We start from the raw sequence: 19,140 nt of genomic DNA, 5'->3' as shown, positions 1-19,140 counted from the left end.
TCTCCCGTCGCTGGGCCGCACAGTGGACCGGGCCGCATGCACCACCAGGCGCTCACACATCGCCACCTCCCTGCGGCGGCCTGCCGTCGGGGCCAGGCATCCGGGGCACCGCCGGCGCCTTGCCGCGGACCACGTCCCAGCCGTAGGTGGCATAGCCGAGCGCGTCGATGCTGATGCTCCAATCCGCCTGATCGCCGGCGTTGCGCGCGGGAATGGGGAGCGAGATCCCGGGACCCGGGCCGTGCTCCTCCAGCCATGCGAGGAGCGCCGCGCCGGGATCGCCGTCGGAGAGGAGCGGGGGCGCGTTCTCGATCCGTCGTCCGCGCGGGTCGTAGAAGACGAAGCGGCCGTTCTCCGTGGCCATGCTGCAGCCGCCCTCGTGCACGTACCAGTGGTGGCATTTGCAGAGCAGCACCAGGTTCTCGAGGGAGGTCTCGCCACCTGCCGCCCAATGCTTCACGTGGTGGCCGTCGAGCTCGAGGTCCTGGTCGCAGCCGGGAAAAATGCAGTGTTTGTCGCGGTAGCGCAGCGCGTCGCCGATCGCCGTGGTGATCGAGCGGGAGCGGCGCCCGATGTCGAGGACCTTGCCCGTCTCGTCGTGCACCACCTCCACCGCCACGGCGTCGCAGGCGAGGCGACGTGCGGTCTCCGCGCCGATCGGCGTGCCGTCGCGCAACTGCCCCGGCTGCTCGCTTCTGCCGGCGAGGGCCTCGCGCGGTATCTGGACGAAGATCTCGGCGTTCGGCGTGCGCCCGGTGGCGAAGGCGGAGTGCTCGACGAAGGCGCGGAAGATCGCGCAGAGCGCGTCGGCGCGGTTGAAGGTCGAGCGCTGCTGCGCCTCGCTCTCTTCCGGCGGGAGGGGCGCGGGCGCCCGCCATGCGGCCTTCGCAGCACCCGGCGCCGCTGCACCCGCACCGGCTACCGTGGCTCCACTCGCCGCTGCCCCCGCGCCGGCTACCGTGGCACCACTCGCCGCTGCCCCCGCGCCAGCTTCCGGGTCACCACCGCTCGCTGCACCCGCGCCGACCTCCGTGCCACCGCCCGGCGTCGCGTCCCGCGCACCGTCCGCGGCGCCGCCCTCCGCCCCGGGCACCACCGCCCCGAGGGTCCCCCGCCGTGCCCGCAACACTGCGTGATCGAGGCCGAGCGCCAGCAGCCCCGCCTCCTCGGGAAAGAGCACGGCGGTGACCTCGATCATCCCGTCCTCCAGCTTGCGGAACCGGACCCGCCGCTTCTCCATGCGGGCCGCGCGGATCTTCCCCTCGATCTGTTCCAGCGCGACGCCGCGGAACGCCGAGCAGACCCACTCCAGCTCCCGCGCGGTGGCGACCTGCGCGACGTAGAGTAGCTCGATCTCGTTCTCCGGCGTGGCCACCCGGGTCATCGCCCGGGCCTTCGAGAAGCTGATCTTGCCGCTGCGCAGCGCCTCGCTCATCAGCGGCAGCCGCCCGAGTGCCCTCGCCACCCGTACCCGTTCCCTGGCGACGAGCGGATTGAGCCCGATGCGCCAGCTGAGCCAGGCGGCAGGGCTGGCCCTGCCGTAATCGGCCCAGCCCTCGAGCTCATCGAAGGCCCGGATCGCCTCGAGCTGCCGGTGGAGCAGCGCCGCCTCGTACGCAGCGGTGGTGGCGATCTCCGCCTCGAGTCGCTTCAGCTCCGTGTCCCGCTCGGCGATGAGACGCAGCCGCTCCGCTTCGTTCTGCGAGATCGGCGTTTCGCCGGCCTGTGCTGGTGGTCGCGCCTGCGGTGCATCGAGCGTGACAGGCCCCGTGGAAACGCCACCTCCACTTGCGTCCGGTGGTGGCATCGGGGTCCTCCGTCGTGATGCTCCAACCGTAGCAGGGGGGTCTGACATTGGACCGCGGCGGCCCCGGTCCGGCCCGTCGCAGGCGCAGGACGGCGCCGCTGCCGATGAGCAACCAGCCCACGAAGCGGCGCAACGACGCGACCCGACCGGGGGCGTGTTCCCGCAGAAACACGCCGAATTGGGTGCCACAATCGGGCTGCCAGGCTGCGCCCCTACAGCCCGCTCGGGGCTGTTCCCGCGGAAACACCGCCCCCACTGGGGCTGGAAGCGACACCACCCCGCTCTCCCGCCGGACCTGCAATCCGTCCATCCCGCAAAGGCGCTGCTCCCCCATCGCCCTGAAGCAAATGGCTCCCGCCCTAAACGGCCGGCCCGGATGGTCCCCGGCGCCTCGGGCATCCCATTGGTCGGCGGCCCCCTCCGTGCGCAGCTTGGCGACGGTTGGGGGCAGCCCTGCCCCACCTCGCGAGGAGAGGAGCCCGAAGCGTGCGTTCCAGGTTCGGCCTGCGGGGAAGGCCCATCCGGCGCTATCTGCTGGTGTCCGTGGTCCTGCTGGTGGTCGTCGGCGCCCTGATCGCCATCAAGGCCGCGCAGATCGGCTCCCTGATCTCCTTCGGAGAGCAGATGGAGGCGGCAGGGCCACCGCCCGAGGCCGTCGGTACCGCGGTCGCGAAGCAGCAGCCCTGGGAGAGCACCCTCTCCGCCGTGGGAACGGTCACCAGCGTCGAGGCGGTGGCGATCCGCAACGAGGTCGCCGGCAAGGTGACCAAACTCGGCTTCGAGTCCGGTGCCGAGGTGAAGCGCGGCGCGATCCTCGTCGAGCTCGATGCTGGCGTGGAGCGTTCCGAGCTCGCCACCGCCCGCGCCCGCCGCAACATCGCCGCCACCACCCTCGAGCGCACCAGGACCCTGGTGGAGCAGGGCGCCTTCGCCAGGGCCCGACTCGACGACGACGAGGCAGCCCTCCAGGCGGCACAGGGCCAGGTCGACGCCCTCGAGGCCCAGGTCGCCAAGAAGGTGATCCGGGCGCCCTTCGCCGGACGCACCGGCATCCGCTCGGTCAACCTCGGCCAATACCTCGAGCCCGGCACGCGGATCACGGTGCTCAGCGCCAGCGGCGACACCTTCATCGACTTCTCGCTGCCGCAGGAGGAGCTGGCGCAGGTGGAGGAGGGCACGAAGGTCCGGGTGCTCCCGCGGGCGTCGGAGACGGTGCTCGAGGGAACGGTGGCTGCGATCGAACCGACGGTGGATCCCGGGACCCGCAACGCCCAGGTCCGCGCCCTGGTGAAGGACCCCGGGGCGAACCTCGCCCCCGGCATGTTCGTCGACGTGGAGGTGGTACGCCCGGGCGAGGAGCAGGTGGTGGTGGTGCCCGCCACCGCCGTCGTCCACGCCTCCTTCGGCGACTCGGTCTTCGTGATCGAGGCCAAGCAGCCGGACGAGCCGGGGATGCGCGAGGGGCCCGACGGCAGGCCGGTGTGGACCGCCCGCCAGCAATTCGTGCGGCTCGGACAGGAGCGTGGAGATTTCGTGGTGGTGCAGGAGGGGCTGGCGCCCGGGGCGGAGGTGGTCACCGCCGGCGCCTTCAAGCTCCGCAACGGAGCGCCGGTGGTGATCGACAACCGCGATCAGCCCCGGCCCCAGCTCGATCCGAAGCCGGAGAACCGGTGAGATGAGGCGCAGCTTCACCGACGTCTTCATCAAGCGCCCGGTCCTGGCGATCGTGATCAACCTCGTGATCGTGATCGGCGGGCTGCAGGCGATCCGCAGCCTCAACGTGCGCCAATACCCCAGGGTCGAGAGCGCCACGGTGACCGTGCGCACGGTCTACGTCGGCGCGAGCGCCGATCTCGTCCGCGGCTTCATCACCGTTCCGCTGGAGCGCTCCATCGCCGCGGCGGACGGCATCGACTACATCGAGTCGCAGAGCGTCCAGGGCCTCTCGACGATCAACGTGCGCCTCGAGCTCGACTACCCGTCGGAGGCGGCGCTCGCCGACATCTCCGCCCGCGTCAACCAGGTGCGCGCGGACCTGCCGCCCGAGGCCGAGGTCCCCTCGATCGAGATCGAGCCCTCGGACGCTGCTGTGGCGGCGATGTACGTCAGCTTCCGCTCCGACATCCTCGAGAACAACCAGGTCACCGACTACCTGATCCGCGTGGTGCAGCCGCGCCTCTCCGCGATCGAGGGCCTGCAGCGCGCCGAGATCCTCGGCGCCCGCACCTTCGCCCTGCGGGCGTGGCTCAAGCCGGAGCGGATGGCTGCCCTCGGCGTCAGCCCCTCTGAGGTGCGGCAGGCGCTCGCCGCCAACAACGCCCTCACCGCCGTGGGCCAGACCAAGGGCGCGCTGGTGCAGGCGAACATCACCGCGACCACCGACCTGCGCACGCCGGAGGCCTTCAAGCGGCTCATCGTGCGGGAGCAGGACGGGGCGGTGATCCGCCTCGAGGACATCGCCGACGTGGTCCTCGGCGCCGACGACTACGACGCGGACGTGCGCTTCTCCGGCGAGAACGCCGTCTTCATGGGGATCTGGGTGCTGCCGAACGCCAGCACCCTGGACGTGATCGAGCGCGTTCGCGACGAGCTCGGGGCGGTCGAGGAGGAGCTGCCCGCAGGGATGGAGGTGCGGATCGCCTTCGACTCCACCGACTACATCGAGGACGCCATCGACGAGGTGGTGAAGACCCTGCTCGAAACCGTCCTCATCGTGATCTTCGTGATCTTCCTCTTCGTCGGATCGCTGCGCACGGCGCTCGTGCCGGTGATCGCCATCCCGCTCTCGCTCATCGGCGCCGTCTTCCTGATGCAGCTGGTGGGATTCACCCTGAACCTCCTCACCCTGCTGGCGATCGTCCTCTCGGTGGGCCTCGTGGTCGACGACGCCATCGTCGTGGTGGAGAACGTGGAGCGGCACATCCGCGGGGGCGAGCGACCGATCCCCGCGGCGATCCGGGGTGCGCGCGAGCTGGTCCGCCCGATCATCGCGATGACGATCACCCTGGCTGCGGTCTACACGCCCATCGGCCTGCAGGGCGGCCTCACCGGCGCCTTCTTCCGCGAGTTCGCCTTCACCCTGGCAGGTGCGGTGCTGGTCTCCGGTTTCGTGGCCCTCACCCTCTCGCCGATGATGTCGTCGCAGCTGATCAAGCCGGAATCGATGCAGGGCTGGCTGGCGCGCAAGATCGAGAACGGCTTCGATCGGCTTCGCGACAGCTACGGCAGGGCGGTCGACACCACCCTCGGGATGCGGCCGGCGGTCTACGCGGTCTGGCTCACCTTGAGCCTCCTCGTCATCCCGATGTACCTCTTCGCGCCGCAGGAGCTCGCGCCCAACGAGGACCAGGGCGTGGTCTTCACCTCCATCGAGGCGCCGGCGAACGCTTCGCTCGAGCAGGTGAGCAACTACACCGAGCAGATCTACCGGGTCTTCGCCAGCACGCCGGAATTCCAGCACACCTTCCAGGTCACCACGCCGCAGGGCGGTTTCGGCGGCATGCTCCTCGAGCCCTGGACCGAGCGGGACCGGAACGTCTTCGCGATCCAGGCGGAGGTCGGCCCGAAGATGGCGGCGATCACCGGCGTCCGCGCCCCCGCCTTCCTTCCCCCGGCGCTTCCCAGCCCGGGGTTCTTCCCGGTCGAGTTCGTGATCGCCTCCACCGCCGATCACGAGGAGATCGTCCGCTTCGCCGACACCCTGGTCCAGCGCGCGGCGGCGAGCGGGCAATTCGCCTTTCCGCCCATCGTCGACGTGCGCATCGACCAGGCCCGCACCGAGGTGGTGATCGATCGGGACAAGGCGGCAGCCCTGGGCCTCGACATGCAGCAGGTCGGCGCCGATCTCTCCGCGCTGCTCAGCGGCAACTTCGTGGGCCGCTTCAACCTCGAGGGGCGGAGCTACAAGGTGATCCCGCAGATCGAGCGGTCGGAGCGGCTCACCGCCACCCAGCTCGAGAACATCCGGATCACCGGACCGGAGAACCAGCTCCTCCCGCTGCGGGCGATCGCCGAGTTGGAGACGAGCGTCGAGCCCCGCACCCTGAACCGCTTCAACCAGCTCAACGCGGTGAAGCTGTCGGGCGTGGCCACCCGCTCCCTCGACGGCGCGCTGCAGGTCCTCGAAGAGGCGGGGGCGGAGACGCTGCCGCCCGGATACCGGGTGGACTACACGGGCGAGTCACGGCAGCTCCGCGAGGAGTCGGGACGCTTTCTGCCTGCCTTCGTGCTGGCGCTCACGCTGATCTTCCTGGTGCTCGCCGCGCAGTTCAACTCGTTCCGCGATCCCTTCGTCATCCTCGCCGGCTCGGTGCCGCTGGCGATGTTCGGCGCGATGATCTTCGTCTTCCTCCGCTTCGACGGTCCGCCGGGCATGAGCTTTCCCCTCACCGAAGGCTGGACCACCACCCTGAACATCTACTCGCAGGTGGGGCTGGTGACGCTGGTGGGCCTGGTGGCGAAGAACGGCATCCTCATCGTCGAATTCGCCAACGAGCAGCAGGCGGAGGGCAAGAACAAGCTCGAGGCGGTGCGCCAGGCGGCGCGGATCCGCTTCCGCCCGGTGATGATGACCAGCGTGGCCACCGTCGCCGGCCACTTCCCCCTCACCCTCGTCTCCGGCCCGGGTGCGGAGGCGCGCAACTCGATCGGTCTCGTGCTGGTGGGCGGAATGGCGATCGGCACGCTCTTCACCCTCTTCATCGTGCCGTCGCTCTACGTGCTCATCGCCAGGGAGCACCGGACCGATCTCGAGCGCCGGCTCACCGAGGAAGGCGAGCCGGCACCCGTCGGCTGAAGGCCGGCGTGTGTCAGCCCGCCTCTCGCTCGGGCGCCGTGATCGGATCGGCGGGCGCTCGTTCGCGCCGCGCCAGCCAGAGGAAGGGCAGGGCGAGGAGCTGGATCGTCGCGCCAAAGCCGTAGGAGGCCGGGTAGCTCCACACGTCGGCGGCCCTGCCCAGAAGCGGCTGGATCACCACCGCGCCGCTCGATCCCAGGAGCGAGTCGAACGAGAGCACCGTGGCGCGCTGATCCGAGGAAATGAGCCCGTTCAGATAGGCCTGCCGCACCGGCTGGAGGGCGGCGAAGGTGAGCCCCCACGCGACCAGGAGGGCGATCGCGATCCAGAAGCGGGGCAGCAGTCCGATCAGCGCCAGCATCGCCGTGCCGAGGGCGGTGCCGACGAGGAGCACGCTGGTGCGGCGCCGGAAGAGGCGGCGGACGTGCGGCACGAGCAGGCCGCCGACGATCTGCGCGCCGGCGACGATCGCCGCCGCGATCCCCGCCACCGCGTACGCGCTCTCGTCGCCGTAGAGCTCGAGGAGGTAGGGCTGCATCGCGTAGAAGGCGTAGAAGGTCACGCCGTCGGTGAAGGGCGCCGCCAGCATCACCCAGCGGACCGGCGGGTTGGCGAGGCCGTGTTCCCACGACCCGCGCAGGACGCGCTTCACCTCCGCGAGCGGCCGCTTCCCGCGGCTCGGGCTGAAGCCGATGTCGCGCATTGCCACGACGACGACGACCAGCGCGATTCCGAGGACGAAGGCGCGGATCACGTAGGGCACGCCGAGGTTGGTCGCCTGCGCGATCACGCCGCCAGCCACCGAGCCGCAGAGCATCGCCGCACCCTCGACGATCTCCCCCTTCGCCAGGACCGACTCCAGGGCGCCGCCCTGCCGGAAGAAGCCGGTGAAGGTGAGGGCGTCGACGAGCCAGGCCTGCACCGCACCGGAGAAGAAGGTGAAGCCGAGGCCGAGGAAGGCGGAGGCCAGCGCCCACGCCCAGAACGGCGCGGTGAGCCACCACATCAGCAGGTAGACCAGCGTGGAGAGGGCCAGGGTCAGCGTGCCGAGCAGATAGGAGGTGTGCCGGCCCCTGGTGTCTGCGACCACGCCGGTGGGCACCTCGAAGAGCACCAGGCCCGCGGTGAAGAAGGCGTTGGCGCCGAAGGCCTCCACGTTCGAGAGGCCGGCGTCGAGCAGGAAGAGGGTGTTGATCCCCCAGATCAGCGAGGCCGCCAGCGTGTGGAGCAGCACGAGCAGCAGGTAGAGGCGCTGCACCCGTCGCCACTCGTGCCGGGTGCCCCCGGTTCCGGGCGGTGGTCTCATCGGGCGAGCCTATCCGGCCGAGACCCGGTGGGTCAGCCCTGCGACGGCGAGCCGGTCACCGAGGCGACGCGGCCCGGCGCCTGGGTGGTGACCATCCCGCTCTCGCTCTCGACCAGGTAGTCGACCTCGGGGTTCTGGCCGAGCTGGCGGAGCGCGTCCTCGAAGAGGCCGAGGTGCTTGCGCTCCGTCTCGCCTGCATAGGTGAAGGTGCGGGCGGCGTTGGGGAGACCGGCGTTGCGGGCCTGCGCCGCGAAGCTGGGATAGGTCGCCCCCGCCTCCTCCTGCTCGCCCTCGATCGGCACCCGGAGGTTCTCGCGGGTGCTCTTCACCTCGACCTCTTCGAGCTCGATCAGGCCCGGCTTCTCCCCCAGCGAGCGCAGCACCGCCTCGTGGTTCCGGAGGTGGATGCGCTCGGAGAGGGCGGCGGCGCGGAAGAGCCTGGCCACCTGCTGGTACCCCTCGTCTGCGGCGCGCTGGGCGAAGAGATCGTAGCGGTGGGCGGCGTTCGCCTCCCCCTCCGCCGCCTCCCGCAGATTCGAGAGCGTCTCGGTGCGGGCCGCGGGGCCCTGCTGCTGGGAGGTGGTGTCCTGCCCGGCGCCGGGGGGCTGCGCCGCGCCTGCTGCCGGTAGCACGGCAAGTGAGCCCACGAGGAGCGTTCCGACGATGGTTCTGGTCTTCATGGGAATTAGCTGGTGCCGCTGGATTTCGAGGGCAACCGGGACGAGCGCCCGGCACGCGGTGGCGCCGACGGGCCGCCGCCTCGCCACTCGTCCCGGCGCTGGATCCGTGCTTTCTTGGCGGAAATTGCCCCCACCCCAGGACGCATCCGCATGAGCGCACCCTCGAGCCGCCCCCAGCAGACTCCACCCGTGACCGCCCCTGCCGTCGCTCCTGCACCGGCGCTCCCGGAGGATCCCGAGCTCCGCTGGCTGGCGACCACCTACCGCAAGGGCGAGCGGCAGCTCACCGTCCGCGCCGTGGTCACCGGGATGATCCTGGGCGCCGTGATGTGCCTCTCCAACCTCTACGTCGTGCTCAAGACCGGCTGGAGCCTCGGGGTCACCCTCACCGCCTGCATCCTCGCCTTCGCGATCTTCCGCGGCCTCGAGGCGACGAAGGTGGTGAAGAACGAGTTCACCATCCTCGAGAACAACGCGATGGGCTCGGTGGCCTCGGCAGCGGGCTTCATGACCGGCGGCGGCAACATGGCGGCCTTCCCGGCGCTGCTCATGCTCACGGCGGTGCGGCCCAGCGGCATCTCGATGTTCGTCTGGTTCGCGGTGATCGCGCTCCTCGGCGTCTTCGCCGCGATCCCGGTGAAGCGGCAGCTGATCAACCGGGAGCAGCTCGCCTTCCCCACCGGCACCGCCACCGCCGAGACCCTGCGCTCGCTCCACGAGACCGCGCACGCGAAGGCGGGCGCCGGCAACGAGAAGGCCCGCCTCCTCGGCATCGCCGCGGCGATCGGCGCGGCCCTCGCCTGGTTCCGGGACGCGAAGGGCGCCTTCATGCCCTTCAACATCCCCGGCTCGATCCCGCTCCCCTTCGAGATCGCCGGCAGGGCGGCGAAGGATTGGACGCTCACGCTCAAGAGCGAGCTCGTCCTCTTCGGCGCCGGCGCGCTGATGAGCTTCCGCACCGGCTGGTCGCTGCTCCTCGGCGGCCTGCTCACCTACGTCTTCCTCGCGCCCTCGCTGGTTGCGCAGGGGCTCGTCGGCGAGGTGACCTACAAGGCGATCGTCGGCTGGACCCTCTGGCCCGGCGCCGCGCTCCTCGTCGCCTCGGGGCTCACCTCCTTCGCCCTCGACTGGCGCAGCGTGGGCCGCTCCTTTGCCGGCCTCTCGCGGATCTTCCGCAAGAAGAAGCAGGAGGAGCAGAACGATCCGATGGCGGAGGTGGAGTGCCCCGACGCCTGGTTCCCCATCGGTTTCGCGCTCCTCGGTCCCGTCGTCGTGGTGCTGATGTGGTGGCTCTTCGAGATCCCGCTCTGGGCCGGCGCCATCGCCGTGCCGCTGGCGGTGGTCATGGGCTTCGTCGCCGCCCGGGTGACGGGGGAGACCGACGTGACGCCGACCAAGGCCCTGGGCCCGGTGACGCAGCTCGTCTACGGCGTCGCCACCCCGGGCAACCTCGCCGGCAACCTGATGAGCGCCAACGTCACCGGCGGCATCGGCCTCCACGCAGCCGACCTCCTCACCGATCTCAAGAGCGGCTACCTCCTCGGCGCGAATCCCCGGCAGCAGTTCTACGCGCAGCTCTTCGGCTGCATCGCCGGCGCCGCCGTGGTGGTCCCCGCCTTCGCCCTGCTCGTTCCCGACGCCTCGGCGCTGGGCGGCGAGGAGTGGCCCGCTCCCTCGGCGCTGGTCTGGGCCGGCGTCTCCCAGGCCTTCACCAACGGCCTCGACGCGCTGGCCCCGTCGGCACGCAAGGCGGCCTTCGTCGCCGGCCTCCTCGGGATCGCGCTGGCGCTGGCGGAGCGCTTCGCGCCCCGGCGGATCAAGGCCTTCGTGCCCTCCGCGTCGGGTCTCGGCATCGCCATGGTGATCCCGGGCAGCAACGCGATCGCGATGTTCCTCGGCTCCTTCGTGGCGGAGCTGGTGCGGCGCTGGAAGCCGAAGCTCGCCGAGCGGGCGATCGTGCCGGTGAGCTCGGGCTTCATCGCCGGCGAGAGCCTGATGGGCATCGCCATCGCGCTGCTCGTGGTCCTCGGCGTACTCGCCGCGTAGTCCTCGGGATGGCCGCGGCGCCGCCGCCTGTTCGGTCTGGCGGGAGGAACGGAATTGGAAGAGACGAAGAAGGCAGGCGTGCGCGGCTGGCTGGCCACGGTGAACGGCCGCGTGCAGGGGATGGTGAAGGAGTACGGCGCCGTCGCGGTGGTGATGCTGCTCGCTGCCTCTGCCGCCAACATCGCCGGCTTCTACGCCGCCCTCTCGCTGGGCTTCGCCGAGGCGGACGTGGGCGCGGGCACCGGCGGGACCCTCGCCGCAGCCTGGGTCGCCTCGCGGGCCACCAAGCCCCTCGCCAACATCGCCGCCCTGGCGCTCACGCCGCTGGCGGCGCGGGTGTGGCGGCGCGGGCGCTCGTCCTGAAACGCCCGCGCCTCCGGTAGCGCCTACTTCTTCGCGCCGAGGGCCTGCAGCCGCTTCGCCGCCAGGCCGCTGAGGTCGTCGATCGACTTCTCCGCAGGCTCGACGCCGCGGTAGAGCGCCACCGCCGCCTCGCGGAAGCCGAGGGCCTCGGCGATCCGGGCCCGCGCGTAGCGCACCGAACTCCCCGGCCTTGCTTCGTCCTTTCGCATCGTGCCGAGCTGGGTGAGGGCGCGCAGCGCGCGGTCGACCTCGCCCTTTTCCGCGAGGAGCACCGCCAGGGTATCGACTGCCGCGGGCCGATCCGCCCTGGGGCCGATCGCCTGCTCGGCGAGGCGGATCGCCTCGTCGTCCACGCCGAGGTGGAGCGACGCCCACGCGGCGTTGTTGAGCGCCGACTCGCGCTGCACGCCTGCCTCCGCCTGGGCGAGATAGGCGGCGCGCCAACCCTCCACGTCGCCTCGGATCATCGCCGCCTGCGCCTGGAAGACGTAGCCCGCGGTGCTGTTCCGGTCCCGCTCCAGCTCCCTGGCGCCGAGCTCCTCGAGGGGCGCCGCGCGCCTGGCCTTGTAGAGGACCCAGGCGCGGTGGTGCAGCGCCTGCGCCGACTCGTTGTAGACGTTCTGCTCCTCGAGGGCGGCGACCGCAGCGAGGGCGTCGTCGTAGCGCTCGAGCTCGATCAGCGCGTCGACGTAGGCGCTGCCGATGCGGAAGGCCTGCTCGCGGGCCTTGGGCAGCGCGCGGAACGCAGGCGCGAGGGCCTTCTCGACCTCCGCCGCCCGGGCCGTCACGTCGAGGGTCGCCAGGGCCACCGCCGCCGCCACGTCCGCGGGCTCTCCACGAAGCCGCTCCCGGATCACCGCTTCGCGCACCTTCAACGTGGCGTCGTCGCCCATGCGCAGGTGGACGTCGAGCCAGGCAGCGGCACGCCCGGCCTTGCCGTCGGCCAATGCCTTCCACGCAGCAGCGACCCGATCGGCGGGGCTCTGCACCGGGTGGATGCGCAGCCTGCCGCCGCTGCGCTCGAGCAGGTCGTAGGTCTCGCCGGTCATCGGCGTGCGGGAGATGGCGAGGATGCCCACGCCGGGGATCTCCTCCTCCCGCATCTCGGTGATCGAGTGGACCACGTCGACCATCGCCTCCTCGGATCCCGGGAAGCGCTCGAGGACCGAGGCCATCATCCGCGCGAGGCTCTCGCGGGCTTCCTTGCCCAGGCCGATCGCCTCCGGCGTGGTGCGCGCCTGCGCCTCCATCGCGATCGCCGCCGCCTCGACCAGCACGTCGAGGGAGCGATCGAGATCGAGCGGCGACGCCTCGCGCTTACGGGCGCGCTGGAGCAGCGTCTGCATCGCCACGAAGCGGGGGTCGCGGACCTTCGCGGCGAGTTCGCTGGCCACGGGGTATTCGCGGGCCCGGAAGAGCTCCATCGCCGCGCCGGCGAGGAGCTGCTCGCGGGCCCCGCCGCCGCGCGCGTCGAGCCAGGCCAGCGCTGCGGCGGCGCCCTCCTTGCGTGCCTTCGCCGCGAGGAGGAGGTGGTGGGGATCCTTCTTCTCCAGCTCCCGGACGAGCTCCTCGTCGAGCCGCTCGTTCCACAGCAGCGCCCAGTAGAGATCGTCCTCGCTCGCGTCGCCGGTGGTGCGCAGAGCGCGGATCTGCTCGAGCGCCTCCTCGATCTGCGCGCCGGCGCCGGCGATCTTCCCCTGGTCGTTGCGGGCGAGCAGCTCGATGAGCAGCTGCCGTGACCAGGTCCCGTCGGGCTCGAGCTTGCGGGCCTTCTCGATCGCCTCGATGGCGCCCTTGCGATCCATGCCGGCGTGGTAGGGGCGGGCCCACTCGTCGTGGGCGAGGACCAGCGCCAGGGTGCGGAGCACCGGGGCGGAGCCTGGCTGCAGCTTCGCCGCTGCGCGGGCGAGCCGGTGGGCCTCGCTGCCGAGGCCGGAGGCGAGGGCGGTGCGGGCGAGCAGGGCCTGGACCCAGGCGTTCTTCGGCTCGCGCCGCTCGAGCTCCCGCAGCTCCGCAGCTGCCTGGGCAATCTGGCCCTCGCCGAGCATGCGCATCGGGCCGTTGTCGAAGTCGAGCTGGTTGCTCGCCTCGAGGAGCGTCTGCAGCGAGCGCCGCACCTCGGGCAGATCGGCTGCCGCTACCTGGCGCACGTCGATGCGGAGCTGCAGGCGCGCCTCGGCGCCGTCCGCCTTCGGCTCCACCACGTACTTCCAGGTGACGCCGCCGACGCTCGCCTCGCGCTCGATCGGCCCGCCGCGGAGGCGGTAGAGCGGGTGGACGTGGACGCGGTTGACGATCTCCAGCTCCGCCGGCGCGCCGACGAAGACGTCGGTGGCGGGCCCGTCGGTCTCCTCGTGCAGCGCCGCCGGGAGGAGGCCGATGGCCGCCTCGAAGCCGAGCGGCACCACCGCGTCGGCATCCACCGCGATGGCGGCGTTCGAGCCCCGCACCTCGAGGATCTCCTCGAAGGGCGTACGCGCGCTCAAGGGATCGCTGTGCCGGTAGGTGAAGTCGTCGGTGCCGTGTTTGCGCTGCACCTCTGCGCCGACCTCGCGCTGCACCTGATCGGCGGTGCGCCAGGTGGCGCGCTGCCGGGTCCAGGAGAGGGCGGTGCCGGTGAGCGTGCGCACGGTGCGCAGCGTGCCCTTGCCGGTCTCCGGCAGGCTCACGTCGGTGTGGATCACCGCGCGGTTGGCGGCGGCCTCGCCCACCGGCGTGCGGATCGGCCCGGTGGTCGACTCGTCGATGACGAGGGCGAGCCGATTGGTGGCGAGGTCGGCGAGGACGCCGGGGGCCATCCCACGCAGGGTGGGATCGATCCAGAGCTCGAGCCCGGGCACGTAGACGATGGCGTGGTCGAAGCGGGCGAGGCCCGCGTGATCCTCGGGCCCGTCGTACCAGCTCGAGGCGTTGACCAGGGCGATGCGCGCCTCGACACCCGAGGCCTCGAGGAGACTGACGAGGAAGGCCGCGAGGTCCTTGCAGTCGCCGTAGCCGCGCTCGAGGGTCTGCGCCACCGGGTGGGGCACGATGCCGGCGTTGGAGAAGTCGAGGCCGGTGTAGCGCAGGTGGTGGTGCATCCAGTCGAGAGCCGCCGCGACCACGTCCCGCTTGCCGCTCGAAGCGGGCTGCAGCTGCGCGCGCACGGGCTGGAGCGCCGCTGCGTCCATCGCCGGCCTGGCGAGGGCGAGGTAACCGCGGGCCACCTCCTGCCAGGACTTCGCCGTGGAGACGTAGACCTCGGGGTAGCGGCGCGCCTCCGGCGGCTGCGGCGAACCGAAGTCGACCGCAGGCGCGTGGGGCTGGACGAAGGTGAGGCGGACCTTGCCGTCCACCTCCTCGCGGCGGGGCTCGATCGCCGTGCCCGACGCCTGCACCTGCACGTGCAGGCCTGCGGGGTACTCGACCACCACCGTGATCTCCTGGCCGGGGAGGGCGGTGGCGAGGGGCAAGGCGTAGGCCTGGCCGAAGTCGACCACCGGCCGCGTGGTGGTGCGGCTCCAGCTCCGCTGCACGAGGCTGCCGGTGGCGAGGGTCGGCAGCGGCGCCACCAGCCGGCGGCGGTCGCTGTAGTTGACGCCGGTGCTGGTCTCGACCGGCGTCTCGGCGATCGTGGTGGGATCGAGCTCCTTCAGCGTGCCGTCGGGAAGGATGACCCGGGCCTGCAGCACCGGACGCTCGTCCTGGGTGGGATCGAACTCCGCCTCGTGCTGGCTGAACCACTGCGGCGGCGAGGCGCCGAGGACGCGGTACTCCTCCTCGACCGTCTTGCGGACCTTGCCGCCGGGCTCGAGGGAGAGGGTGGTGCGGAGTCGGTAGGCGCCCACCGGCGCCGGCGCCTCGTCTCGGGCCGGGGCCTTCTGCGCGACGGCCGCGGGACCGTAGACGTTGGCGGCGGGCTGCGACGGGGACGGGGACGGGGCGGTGGCGCAGCCCACCAGCAGGATGGCGCAGAGCGCCGAGGTCACGAGGCGATTCACGTTGGGGCTCCTCCCGGGGCCGGGCAGCGTAACGCCCGGGCCGTCGGAGCGGCAAGCGAATGACCTACCTGCGGTGAAGAGGGGCGCCACAACTTGATGGCGTCCCGGGAGGCTTCAGCGCCGGGCTGCGTCGAAGGCGGCGATCACCTCGGGCGGCGCCTGCACCAGCTCGATGAGCACGCCCTCGCCGCAGAGCGGGAACTGGTCGTTGCCCTTCGGGTGGATGAAGCAGACGTCGTAGCCGGCGGCGCCCTTGCGGATGCCGCCGGGGGTGAAGCGCATGCCCTGCTTCTCGAGCTCGGCGACGGCTGCGTGGATGTCGTCCACCCAGAGGCCGACGTGGTTGAGCGGCGGGTCGTCGACCTTCGGCTTCTTCTCGGGATCGATCGGCTGCATCAGATCGACCTCGACGCGGAAGGGGCCGGCGCCGAGGACGGTGATCTCCTCGTCGACGTTCTCGCGCTCGCTCCGGTAGGTCCCGGTCGGCTCGAGTCCGAGCACGTCGACCCACAGGCGCCGGAGCGCGTTCTTGTCCTTGCCACCCACTGCGATCTGCTGGAGCCCCAGCACACGGAACGAACGGTTCATGGCGGCGGAACCTCCCACACGAGCCACGCTGGGGACAAGCGTTAGCGACGGGCGAGCCGGGTCTCGATCGCGGGGAATTCCTGGCCGTCGGGGGTGATGTTCCAGGCCTCGAGGACGAGGCGGCCGTCGTCCATGCGCAGGCCGGTGCGCCAGCCCCAGCGCTCCGGGCCTGCGGCATAGCTGCCGAGGACGGAGACGCTGCCGTCGCCGGAGGCCTTGCCGATCGAGAACATCATCGCCGTGCCGGTGTGGAAGCTGTCGAGCCAGGCGATCTCGTGCTCCTGCGCGTCCTTGTGGAAGCCGACGATCATCTGGCCGGCGTGGAGCTTGCCCAGCACCCGGCCCCGGTAGTCGATGCGGATCCAGCGGCAGCCGAGGAGCGGCTCGACGGTGGCCTCGGTGATCGATTCGTCGGGCGGCGCCGAGGGATCGAGCCAGGTCTTCGTCGGCCCGCGCCACTGGCCCACCATCGCCGCCAGCGCCTCGTGGGCGGCGCTCGGCTGGAAGGGGGCCGTCTCGGACTGCGTCGCGTCGATCCGTTCGCTCATCGGGAGCCTCCTTGGGTTGGTCCGTTCTACGCGCCCCCGAGCATCGCCGTATAGCGGCGCTGCATCTCCTCGGGGGTGACCTCCTCGATCGAATGACCGATGAGCCACTCATGGCCGAAGGGATCGCGGATGGCGCCGGAGCGCTCGCCGTAGAAGTGGTCGGTGGCGGGCCGGAGGAGTGTGGCGCCGAGGTGCACCGCCCGCTCGATCATGGCGTCGGCGTCGTCGACGTGGAGGTGGATCGAGAGGCCGCCGCCCTCGGGGCCCGGGCCGCGGATCCCGAATTCGGGGAATTCGTCGGAGACCAGCAGGGTGGCGCTGCCGAGGAGCAGCTCCACGTGGCCGATGCGGCCGCCGGGCTCGGTGAGGCGGAACTTCTCGGTGGCGCCGAAGGCCTCGGCGTAGAAGCGGATCGCCTCGGCCGCGTTCTTCACGCGCAGGTAGGGGTAGAGCTCGTGGATCGCCATCTTTCGCTCCGTTGCCAAAGGTTCGCGAGCGATCCTGCACCGCCGGCGCTTCAGCCGTCTTGAAAGGAATTGACCCGGGCTGGAAGCGGCACGTGGTTCCGCTGCAGGGGCGCGAGGCGCAGGTAGTCGCCGGGGGTGAGGCCGGCGATGGCGCGGAACTCGCGCTGGAAATGGGGCTGATCGGCGTAGCCACAGGCGAGGGCGGTCTCGATCGCCGGGCGGGTGTGAAGCAGGCCCAGGGCCCGCTGGAAGCGGCGCACCCTGCAGTGGCTCTTCGAGAGGAGGCCCACCGCGTCGCGGAAGAGGTGAAGGAAATGCCGGTGGCTGAGGCCGCTGGCACGGACCACCGAGCCGACGTCGGCGCCGCGCTCGAAGCACGCCAGGGCCATGGCCACCGCAGGGTGGAGGGCGGCACCCTCGCGGAGGCGCGCGGCGAGGAGCATCTCGAAGCGATCGAGACGCTCGGCTGCATCACCCGCCGCTGCGAGCCGTTCCGCGGCGTGGTGTGCCGCCGGACCCCAGAGCCCCTCGAGATCGACGTGCTGCTCGGCGAGCTCGCCGGCGGGCAGGCCGAGGAGGAGCGACGCGGCGCCGGCCTCGAGCAGCGCGCCGACGGAGCGGGTGGCGGCGGCCTCGCGTACGTAGGCCGTGGTCCGCGGGCCGCCGACGACTGCAGGGCCGTAGGCGGTGGGCCGGCCAGACGCATCTGCGAAGACCCGCAGCGGCGGCCCATCGAGCCGGAAGACGAGGTGGATCGCGCCGGTGGGAAGCACGGCCTCGCGGCAGGGCGGCCCATCCGCTGCGGGATCGGCAGCCCAGAGCGTGCGGACGACGCCGCGGAGGCGAGGGTGGCGGGGCGCGCGGGCGAGCATCGGCTACTCGAATTGCCCCGCCCCCTCGTAGATCGTGCCGATCTGCAGCGAGGGCAGGTTGTCCTCTAGGGTCTGGCCGTCGATCGCGGTGAGCCGGATCCGGTAGGGCGGCTCACCCAGGCCCGACTCCGCGACGAAGTAGTTGTACGAGGCGCGCGGGACGTCGACCCACGCCGAGCCGTTCCACCACGCGAGGGTGTCGATGGGGAGCCGGTGATCGAGGACCTGCAGCGCGGTCCACCACTGGCTGCTCCCCTCCTTGAACCGGTAGCGCACGTTCTCCGTCACGGGGCAGGTGACGAAGCGCCAGCGGATGTCGACCCGGCCGTCCACCCGATCGGCGATTCGGTCGAAGGCCTCGGGGTGGAGGTCGAGGTGGCCGGCGAGGCACTCGGGGCATTGGTCGACGATGCGCACGGTGACGTTGCCTTGCGGTCCTTCGATCGCGGCGCAGGCGCCACACCAGCCGGCATCGGCGTATTGGGGCGCGTTGAGGGCGGCCACGTGGATGTCGGGGCCGGCGTCGAAGCTGCAGTTCCCGCTGCCGTCTGCCTCGTAGTAGGTGGCGATGCCGTCCTGGAGGTCGGTGAGCGCCCGGCTCTCGCCGCCGCCGCCCGCGCCACCCGCTCCCCCGGCATCCGCATCCGTGCCACAGGCACCGAGGGTGAGGAGGAACGGCAGCACGAGGCCTGCAAGCAGTCGGTGGGAGCGCATGGACCCCATCCTGCCCAAAGCGGCGGCGGCTGGGCAGCGCCCGGGAGAAAAAAGGCCCGGGAGCGGACCGAAGGTTGCCCGCGCGAGGGCCCGCGGGTAGACGAGAATGGCCGAAGGCGGCAGAAACGTTGTAGAACCGCCCTCCGACCTCGAGCTTTGGGACGATCCGATGGGACGCATTTTCGAGACGCGCAAGGCCACGATGTTCGCCCGCTGGAACAAGATGGCCAAGCTCTTCACCCGGCTGAGCAAGGACATCTCCATCGCCGTCAAGGCGGGCGGTCCGAGCCCCGAATCGAACGCCGCGCTGCGCCGCGTGCTCCAGAACGCCCGCGCCGCCAACATGCCGAAGGACAAGGTCGAGGCAGCGATCAAGCGCGCCAGCGGCCAGGGCGGCGAGAACTACGAAGTGGTGCTCTACGAGGGCTACGGCCCCCACGGCGTGCCCATCCTCGTCGAGACCGCCACCGACAACGTGACCCGCACCGTGGCCAACGTCCGCTCCGCCTTCAACAAGAACGGCGGCAACCTCGGCACCACCGGCAGCGTCGGTTTCATGTTCCGCCGCATGGGCGTCTTCCGCCTCGACCCCGCGGGGCTCGACCTGGACAGCCTCGAGCTCGAGCTCATCGACCACGGCCTCGAGGAGATGGGCGAGGGCACCGGCGAGAAGGGCGAGAAGCAGATCGTCCTGCGCTGCGACTTCAACGACTTCGGCAGGCTGCAGGCAGGCCTCGAGGAGAAGGGGATCCACCCGCTCTCCGCCGAACTCGAGTACATCCCGCAGACGCCGGCGGAGCTCCCCGAGGATCAGGCCAACGAGGTCCTCCAGCTCGTCGACAAGCTCGAGCAGGACGACGACGTGCAGCGCGTCTTCCACAACCTCGCCTGAGCCGCTCGCGAGTCGTGCAGGAAAAGCCCGGTGCACCGAAGCGGTCGCCGGGCTTTTTCGTGCCTGCCTACGAAACGCAGGA

14 protein-coding genes are annotated in these 19,140 nt (G+C 71.3%); 5 read left to right on the top strand and 9 right to left on the bottom strand.

Translation table 11 applies throughout. The features are described 5' to 3' along the window. Positions 1–52: 52 nt before the first annotated feature. On the bottom strand, positions 53–1,807 hold the full coding sequence (locus ACESMR_RS09950; RefSeq protein ID WP_373046905.1) for an HNH endonuclease signature motif containing protein: 1,755 nt from the start codon (positions 1,805–1,807) through the stop codon (positions 53–55). 486 nt (positions 1,808–2,293) lie between these two features. Between ACESMR_RS09950 and ACESMR_RS09945 the strand changes: the two genes are divergently transcribed. Beyond that, a complete protein-coding gene (locus tag ACESMR_RS09945; protein ID WP_373046904.1) occupies positions 2,294–3,481 on the top strand; it encodes an efflux RND transporter periplasmic adaptor subunit in 1,188 nt (395 codons plus the stop codon). Position 3,482: 1 nt separating this feature from the next. Further along, on the top strand, positions 3,483–6,602 hold the full coding sequence (locus tag ACESMR_RS09940; protein ID WP_373046903.1) for an efflux RND transporter permease subunit: 3,120 nt from the start codon (positions 3,483–3,485) through the stop codon (positions 6,600–6,602). Between the two features lie 13 nt (positions 6,603–6,615). Here ACESMR_RS09940 and ACESMR_RS09935 read toward each other — a convergent pair whose 3' ends face one another. Together ACESMR_RS09935 and ACESMR_RS09930 are read right to left on the bottom strand one after the other, a co-directional pair. Next, the gene (locus ACESMR_RS09935) at positions 6,616–7,860 is read right to left on the bottom strand and encodes an MFS transporter (RefSeq protein WP_373046902.1); all 1,245 of its coding nucleotides are present in this window, start codon (positions 7,858–7,860) and stop codon (positions 6,616–6,618) included. Between the two features lie 80 nt (positions 7,861–7,940). Then, positions 7,941–8,588 (bottom strand): rubrerythrin family protein, encoded by a 648-nt coding sequence (locus ACESMR_RS09930; protein ID WP_373046901.1) that lies wholly within the window; start codon positions 8,586–8,588, stop codon positions 7,941–7,943. A 150-nt stretch (positions 8,589–8,738) separates the two neighbouring features. Between ACESMR_RS09930 and ACESMR_RS09925 the strand changes: the two genes are divergently transcribed. Further along, entirely contained in the window at positions 8,739–10,634 is a 1,896-nt protein-coding gene (locus tag ACESMR_RS09925) for an OPT family oligopeptide transporter (RefSeq protein ID WP_373046900.1), read from the top strand. A gap of 54 nt (positions 10,635–10,688) precedes the next feature. Further along, entirely contained in the window at positions 10,689–10,997 is a 309-nt protein-coding gene (locus tag ACESMR_RS09920) for a hypothetical protein (RefSeq protein WP_373046899.1), read from the top strand. A gap of 23 nt (positions 10,998–11,020) precedes the next feature. On the opposite strand, the gene ACESMR_RS09915 is transcribed toward ACESMR_RS09920, so the two are convergent. The 6 genes from ACESMR_RS09915 to ACESMR_RS09890 form a co-directional block, all read right to left on the bottom strand. Beyond that, positions 11,021–14,977 carry a DUF3857 domain-containing protein gene (locus ACESMR_RS09915; RefSeq protein ID WP_373046898.1) on the bottom strand — a complete coding sequence of 1,319 codons (3,957 nt, stop codon included), beginning with the start codon at positions 14,975–14,977 and terminating at the stop codon, positions 11,021–11,023. 114 nt (positions 14,978–15,091) lie between these two features. Beyond that, positions 15,092–15,565: a VOC family protein gene (locus ACESMR_RS09910; RefSeq protein ID WP_373046897.1), complete on the bottom strand. Its 474-nt coding sequence runs from the start codon at positions 15,563–15,565 to the stop codon at positions 15,092–15,094. A 41-nt stretch (positions 15,566–15,606) separates the two neighbouring features. After that, positions 15,607–16,113 (bottom strand): DUF1579 family protein, encoded by a 507-nt coding sequence (locus tag ACESMR_RS09905; RefSeq protein ID WP_373046896.1) that lies wholly within the window; start codon positions 16,111–16,113, stop codon positions 15,607–15,609. A 26-nt stretch (positions 16,114–16,139) separates the two neighbouring features. After that, positions 16,140–16,580, bottom strand: a complete 441-nt coding sequence (locus tag ACESMR_RS09900; RefSeq protein WP_373046895.1) for a VOC family protein — start codon at positions 16,578–16,580, stop codon at positions 16,140–16,142. A gap of 50 nt (positions 16,581–16,630) precedes the next feature. Further along, positions 16,631–17,452 carry a helix-turn-helix transcriptional regulator gene (locus ACESMR_RS09895; protein WP_373046894.1) on the bottom strand — a complete coding sequence of 274 codons (822 nt, stop codon included), beginning with the start codon at positions 17,450–17,452 and terminating at the stop codon, positions 16,631–16,633. Positions 17,453–17,455: 3 nt separating this feature from the next. Then, positions 17,456–18,166: an expansin EXLX1 family cellulose-binding protein gene (locus ACESMR_RS09890; protein WP_373046893.1), complete on the bottom strand. Its 711-nt coding sequence runs from the start codon at positions 18,164–18,166 to the stop codon at positions 17,456–17,458. 169 nt (positions 18,167–18,335) lie between these two features. Here ACESMR_RS09890 and ACESMR_RS09885 point away from each other — a divergent pair, with 169 nt between their 5' ends. Further along, positions 18,336–19,058 (top strand): YebC/PmpR family DNA-binding transcriptional regulator, encoded by a 723-nt coding sequence (locus ACESMR_RS09885; RefSeq protein ID WP_373046892.1) that lies wholly within the window; start codon positions 18,336–18,338, stop codon positions 19,056–19,058. Positions 19,059–19,140 lie beyond the last annotated feature (82 nt).

Source organism: Vulgatibacter sp. (assembly GCF_041687135.1).
GTDB lineage: Bacteria > Myxococcota > Myxococcia > Myxococcales > Vulgatibacteraceae > JAWLCN01.
Note: the sequence above shows the minus strand (reverse complement) of the source record. Positions and strands in the feature narration are given on the sequence as shown.

Coding starts and splice junctions, on each gene's coding strand:
- ACESMR_RS09950 (WP_373046905.1), bottom strand. CDS start 1,807: ATGCCACCACCGGACGCAAGTGGAGGTGGCGTTTCCACGGGGCCTGTC.
- ACESMR_RS09940 (WP_373046903.1), top strand. CDS start 3,483: ATGAGGCGCAGCTTCACCGACGTCTTCATCAAGCGCCCGGTCCTGGCG.
- ACESMR_RS09930 (WP_373046901.1), bottom strand. CDS start 8,588: ATGAAGACCAGAACCATCGTCGGAACGCTCCTCGTGGGCTCACTTGCC.
- ACESMR_RS09925 (WP_373046900.1), top strand. CDS start 8,739: ATGAGCGCACCCTCGAGCCGCCCCCAGCAGACTCCACCCGTGACCGCC.
- ACESMR_RS09910 (WP_373046897.1), bottom strand. CDS start 15,565: ATGAACCGTTCGTTCCGTGTGCTGGGGCTCCAGCAGATCGCAGTGGGT.
- ACESMR_RS09905 (WP_373046896.1), bottom strand. CDS start 16,113: ATGAGCGAACGGATCGACGCGACGCAGTCCGAGACGGCCCCCTTCCAG.
- ACESMR_RS09900 (WP_373046895.1), bottom strand. CDS start 16,580: ATGGCGATCCACGAGCTCTACCCCTACCTGCGCGTGAAGAACGCGGCC.
- ACESMR_RS09895 (WP_373046894.1), bottom strand. CDS start 17,452: ATGCTCGCCCGCGCGCCCCGCCACCCTCGCCTCCGCGGCGTCGTCCGC.
- ACESMR_RS09890 (WP_373046893.1), bottom strand. CDS start 18,166: ATGCGCTCCCACCGACTGCTTGCAGGCCTCGTGCTGCCGTTCCTCCTC.
- ACESMR_RS09885 (WP_373046892.1), top strand. CDS start 18,336: ATGGGACGCATTTTCGAGACGCGCAAGGCCACGATGTTCGCCCGCTGG.